This window comes from Pedobacter sp. 01N416, from assembly GCF_056399685.1.
In genome coordinates this window covers 1-6,076 of sequence record NZ_JBFTRT010000604.1, presented here as the reverse complement: position 1 = coordinate 6,076, position 6,076 = coordinate 1, and the positions used below count along the sequence as shown (strand labels likewise).

The 6,076-nt window shown below is 36.5% G+C and carries 6 protein-coding genes; 2 read left to right on the top strand and 4 right to left on the bottom strand.

What is annotated here, in order from left to right; translation table 11 throughout:
- A partial coding sequence (locus AC1DND_RS24460) for a hypothetical protein (RefSeq protein ID WP_477585162.1) occupies positions 1–208 on the top strand: 208 nt, incomplete at its 5' end.
- Positions 209–486: 278 nt separating this feature from the next.
- Here AC1DND_RS24460 and AC1DND_RS24455 read toward each other — a convergent pair.
- The 4 genes from AC1DND_RS24455 to kbl all read right to left on the bottom strand — a co-directional run bounded on the left by AC1DND_RS24455 (position 487) and on the right by kbl (position 3,738).
- Entirely contained in the window at positions 487–1,062 is a 576-nt protein-coding gene (locus tag AC1DND_RS24455) for a TetR/AcrR family transcriptional regulator (protein ID WP_029274048.1), read from the bottom strand.
- A 1-nt stretch (position 1,063) separates the two neighbouring features.
- Positions 1,064–1,333, bottom strand: a complete 270-nt coding sequence (locus tag AC1DND_RS24450; protein WP_477585161.1) for a Rieske (2Fe-2S) protein — start codon at positions 1,331–1,333, stop codon at positions 1,064–1,066.
- A gap of 28 nt (positions 1,334–1,361) precedes the next feature.
- Positions 1,362–2,402 carry a phenylalanine--tRNA ligase subunit alpha gene (gene pheS, locus AC1DND_RS24445; RefSeq protein WP_215131298.1) on the bottom strand — a complete coding sequence of 347 codons (1,041 nt, stop codon included), beginning with the start codon at positions 2,400–2,402 and terminating at the stop codon, positions 1,362–1,364.
- 148 nt (positions 2,403–2,550) lie between these two features.
- Positions 2,551–3,738: a glycine C-acetyltransferase gene (gene kbl / locus AC1DND_RS24440; RefSeq protein ID WP_477585160.1), complete on the bottom strand. Its 1,188-nt coding sequence runs from the start codon at positions 3,736–3,738 to the stop codon at positions 2,551–2,553.
- Between the two features lie 358 nt (positions 3,739–4,096).
- On the opposite strand from kbl, the gene AC1DND_RS24435 reads away from it, so the two are divergent.
- On the top strand, positions 4,097–6,076 hold a 1,980-nt coding region (locus AC1DND_RS24435), incomplete at its 3' end, for a DUF5686 and carboxypeptidase regulatory-like domain-containing protein (protein WP_477585159.1).

Here is a 6,076-nt window from a genome sequence, read left to right as displayed (position 1 = left end):
GATTGCCATCCACCAAAAAGATGGATGCTGTTTTGACAAAACCATCAATTATAAATATGATACTAAAAATGTGCTTTACGAAGACTCATCGGTAATTGAAGATTCGAGTATTACAGATAATGTTACGGTGATTACGCAAAAACTTGTTGATGGAAAAATAAAAAGGACTGTGCAAAAATTTAAGATGAAAGATTATTACAATCAATAAGTCGAATTTTTAACCACAGGTACACACAGATAAGCACGGATTTCTGCGTTCGTTCCCTTTTTATTTTTTTCTGGTGGTAGCGCCTCGCTACGACATACCAATAAGTTTATTTTTTAGTGTCTTAGCAGGATGCTAAGACCAGATTGTGCGAAGTGCAACGCAGCCGAGAACCACAAAGTGTTCAGCGAAGCTAAATCTATCTGGAGAGCACTTTTAACTTAGATCTCTCCGCCATGTTCCGGTCGAGATGACGAACCTGTTATTAAAGACTTTTCTATTTAAAGTGCTGCTTTTACCAAAAATGGCAATATTTCTTTCTGGAAACTTACAAAGTTTTTACGAACGTCAGAATCACTAACTGAGGTAAATGCAAATGAAAATACTATGCTCTTACTGGCTTTTAGCAGAAAGGCTAATCCTTCTCTTCTGGCAGGGTTATTCTTAAAGTTATCCAATTGCAGGTAAGCGGCTAATAATAAAGCCTCAAGCTGATCTGACAAGTGTTTTAAGAATTCCTGTGAGTTTGCATTTTCGCGAACGAAATCCCACCCGATAAATTCGTTACAGGCCGTAAAAGATAAACGGCTGGTTTTCATTACCAATGCTTTTAAATGCTCTTCTTCTGATGCGTAGCTTAATTTATTATGCAGGATTTCGTGAAGATTCTGATCAAGGTAATCCATTAGGATACTATCCAGCACCTGTTCTTTACTTTCGAAATATTTGTAAATCGTTGCTTTGGCAATACGCGCCTTTTTAGCAATTTCGTTTACACTGGTTTTATGATAACCGTATTTTCTAAATAGTTCTTTGGCAGCCTTTTTTACTGTTTCTTTTATTTTTTCAGCTTCCATTTTAATTGCTTACGTGTAATAGTGTATTGCCCTGCAAAGAAATATTATATGCTTTTAAGCTTCTTTCTGCGGGGGCTTTTTGTGGGCTACCATCAAGCAGTGAAAATTTTGCGCCCGAACATGGATCGGTTGCGGTAAATCCACTGTCATCAGGCACTACTTTACAAATTTTTTCAGGATTTACGGTACTGCAACGATCAAATACGACATAACTGTTGGATGATATTCTCACAATAATTAAACCTCCAACACCCCGATCAGCAACTAGCATAACATTATGCTATATAAATACTTCATCATTAAATTAAAGCAGATTTAAATTGCTTCAAGAAACGTACATCGTTTTCAGAGAACAAACGCAGATCTTTAATTTCGTATTTCAGGTTGGTAATACGTTCTATTCCCATTCCAAATGCAAAACCGCTGTATTTTTTCGAATCGATACCACAATTTTCCAAAACATTGGGATCTACCATACCGCAGCCCAAAATCTCAACCCAACCACTGTATTTACAAAACTGGCAGCCTGCTCCTTTACAAATGGTACAAGAAATATCCATCTCTGCAGATGGCTCTGTAAAAGGAAAATATGATGGACGGAAACGCACTTTTGTACCTTCTCCGTATAATTCTTGAACGAAATAAAATAACGTTTGTTTTAAATCGGCAAATGAAACATTTTCATCAACATACAAACCTTCTACCTGATGGAAAAAGCAGTGTGCACGTGCAGAAATGGCTTCGTTACGGTAAACACGACCAGGCATGATTGCCCTGAATGGCGGTTGACCCTGCTCCATCATACGAACCTGTACAGAAGAAGTATGTGTACGCAGTGCAATATCGCCTTTTTCTCCACCTTTTTTTATGAAGAAAGTATCTTGCATGTCTCTTGCAGGATGCTCTTCAGGAAAATTCAGTGCTGAGAAGTTATGCCAATCATCTTCAATTTCAGGACCTTCTGCTACTGTAAAACCAAGTTTGGCAAAAATTTCTACAATTTCGCGGCGCACTAAAGCTAAAGGGTGGCGCGAGCCAATCTCGAAACCTTCACCTGGCAAAGTTAAATCTTGTTGTGCGTTTTCAGTTTTCACCTCGGCACTTTCTGTAGATTCTTTTAAGGTTAAGTATTTTGATTCGGCAAGTTGCTTAAACTCATTTAAAACTTTACCTAACGATCTTTTTTCTTCAACAGAAACAGATTTGAATTCGTCGAAAATCTCTTTGATTACGCCTTTACTTCCTAAATATTTGATGCGGAATTGCTCTAACTCGTCTGCTTTTTCAGTTACGAAAGCATTAATTTTATCGGTATATTGTGTTATTTTGTCCTGTAACATGGCTTCAAATATACGGCAAATTATCCAATAATTTTAGGGGTAAATGAGTTCAAATAATCTGTTTACAATACCATTATAAAAGAAAATGGACCCATAAACTATAAAAGCCGCTTAAGCGGCTTTTATAGTTATCGTAGATATATAGATTTTAAATTACACCCAATTCTTTCCCTACCTTAGTAAATGCAGCAATCGCTTTATCTAAGTGATGTTGCTCATGTCCGGCTGATAATTGTACACGGATTCTCGCTTTACCTTGAGGCACAACAGGATAAAAGAACCCGATTACATAAATACCTTCTTCTAACATTTTAGCAGCAAATTGTTGTGCAATTTTTGCATCGTACAACATTACCGGAACAATTGGATGGAAACCTGGTTTAATATCGAAACCAGCTGCAGTCATTTTTTCACGGAAATACTTCGTATTATTTTCTAATTTATCTCTTAACGAAGTGGTTTCACTTAACATATCTAATACTGCGATAGATGCGCCTGCAATTGCTGGCGCTAAGGTATTAGAGAACAAATAAGGACGTGAACGTTGACGCAACATATCAACGATTTCTTTTTTACCTGAAGTAAAACCGCCAGATGCACCACCTAAAGCTTTACCTAAAGTACCGGTGATGATATCAATACGGTCTATTACATTGAAGTGTTCGTGTGTTCCGCGGCCATTTTTACCGATAAAACCTGTACAGTGCGATTCATCGATCATAATCAAGGCCTCGTATTTATCGGCCAGATCTGCAATTTTATCCAGCGGAGCAACTGATCCGTCCATAGAGAAAGCACCATCGGTAACAATGATTCTATGTCTGCAATCTTTAGCAGCAATTAACTGTTTTTCCAGATCTTCCATATCTGCATTTTTATAACGGAAACGTTGTGCTTTACACAACCTAACACCGTCGATAATTGATGCGTGATTTAATTCATCAGAAATAATGGCATCTTCTGCATTAAATAATGGTTCAAAAACACCACCATTGGCATCAAATGCAGCAGCATACAAAATGGTATCTTCTGTACCTAAAAATTTAGAAATTTTAGCCTCCAATTCTTTATGTACATCTTGTGTGCCGCAGATAAAACGCACTGAAGACATTCCATAGCCATGATCGTCGATCGCTTTTTTAGCCGCTTCTATCACCTTTGGATGAGAAGAGAGCCCTAAATAATTATTTGCACAAAAGTTAACTACTTCAGCACCGCCACTTACCTTAATGTCGGCACCCTGAGGGGTAATAATAATTCTTTCGCGTTTAAATAATCCAGCGTTTTCGATTTCTTCAAGTTCTTTCTGAAGAACAGGTTGTAATGTTTTATACATGGCCTTTTTATATGGTTGATTTTACGCCCAAAGTTATAAAAAAAAGTCTTTACAGACCTAAAAAGGCAATTTTATACCTATATTTTGTAGACAAACGTTTGATCAATTAATTAATTACCACAAGATTTATTGATTTTAAGAAAATTAGTACTATTATTATTTCCCAAATCCGACAAAACCCAGATCCTATTGAATGGCGCTACTAATTATGGTCGCAAAAACTAATTACTACCAATATGAAATTTGATGAATTAAGTAATCAGCTGTTATTATTTTTTCAATCTTAACAAACTTTAACACCCCCCTATATGTATAGTCTTAAAAGTTATTCGATATTTATAGCTTACTAATCTAATTTATGATAAGAATTTGCGCGCTCCTATTTTTTTGTGGCCTCACCAATTTTGTTTTTGCTCAACAATTTACGATCACGGGTATAGTTAAAGATACCAACGGGCAGCCTGTTCCTTTTGCCTCGGTTTATTTAAAAAACACCACTACCGGCACATCTGCAAATGTTGATGGGAGATATTCGATGAAGCTAAAAACGGGAGAATACACACTAAATTTTAGGGCTGTGGGCTACAAACAGCAGGAACATATCATCAACCTTACCGATGATATTTCGCTCAACGTAACCCTAACATCCGAAAGTTATACTTTAGAAAATGTAAACATCAGGGCAAATGCCGAGGATCCGGCTTATGCCATTATCCGCAAAACCATTAAACAGAGAAAAACACACCTAAATGAAGTTAAGGAGTTTAGTTGTAATGTTTACATTAAAGGTGTACAACGTTTAAGGGGTGCTCCTAAAAAGTTTTTCGGTCAGGATATCCAAAAAGTTTTAGAACTTGATACCAATCGAAAAGGCATCATTTATTTATCAGAATCGCAGAGTAAGTTTAATTTTAGAAGGCCTAATGATGTGCACGAAGAAATGATTTCATCAAAAGTTGCCGGAAGAAACAATGCTTTCAGTTTTAATAAAGCATCTGATCTCATCATTAATTTCTATGATAATTACCTGCTCGAAAACAAATTAAGCACCAGGGGCTTCATTTCGCCAATTGCAGACAATGCCCTGTTTTACTATAAATACAAGTTGCTTGGCGAAACCAAAGAGAATGGAGAACTGATCCACAAAATAGAGGTCATCCCCCGTCGTGAAAATGATCCTGTGTTTAGGGGAATTATATACATTATTGATGGCAGCTGGAGAATTTACAATACCGATGTTTATTTAACTAAAAAATCAGGCATCAACTTTATCGATACCTTAAACATCAGCCAACAATTTACCAAGGTTAAGGAGGTTTATATGCCTACCGCGATCAATTTTCAATTTGCGGGTAATGTGTTAGGCTTTAAAATTGCAGGCTATTTTGTTGGTATTTATAGCAATTACAATGTTGACCCTAAGTTTCCTAAAAACTTTTTCAATGGCGAAATATTGAAAATAACTGAAATGGTGAACAAAAAAGACTCTACCTACTGGACAAACAATAGGCCGATTCCTTTAACAGGTGATGAGAAGCTCAATTACGTTAAAAAAGATAGTATTGCTAAATTAAAGGAATCGAAAAAGTATCTCGATTCACTAGAAAAAGACAACAATAAGTTTGGCATCGGCAAATTGCTGTTAAGAGGACATAGTGTTAACGATCGCTATGATAAGGAATACTGGTCTTTCGATCCGGTACTTAAAGCCATATTTTACAACACTGTAGAAGGTTTTGCAGTAAAATATGGGGTTACGTACAGAAAGGATTTCGAGAATAGAAGATCTTATTCTATCCGGCCTGAACTGAGGTATGGTTTTGCCAACAAAAAACTTACCGGAAGTTTAACCGGAAGTTACTATTACAATCCACTTAAAAGGGCCAGTGTAGGTGCATCGTTCGGAAATGGCATTTTTGACCTAAACAATCTGGGCTCAATGACTGCATTAGGCAATACCATTAACTCATTGCTTTACGAAAAAAACTTCTCGAAATTTTACGAGAAAAGCTTCATTAACATTAATACAACCAGAGAACTGGCAACAGGATTACAGGGAAGTGCGAGTGTAGATTATAGCAGGAACAAAAATTTAATCAATAACTCTACATTTAAGTTTATCGATGCCAAGGATAGGGAATTTACGTCGAACAATCCTTTTAGTCCAACTGTAGAAACGCCACTTTTTCCTACGTACAATTCCCTAAGTGCAACTGTAAGTTTAACCTACACTATCGGCCAGAAATACATTACCCGTCCAGATGGCAAGTTTTATACCGAATCTCACTTTCCTAGAATTACGGTATTATATAAAAAAGGATTTAACAACGTTTTAAAT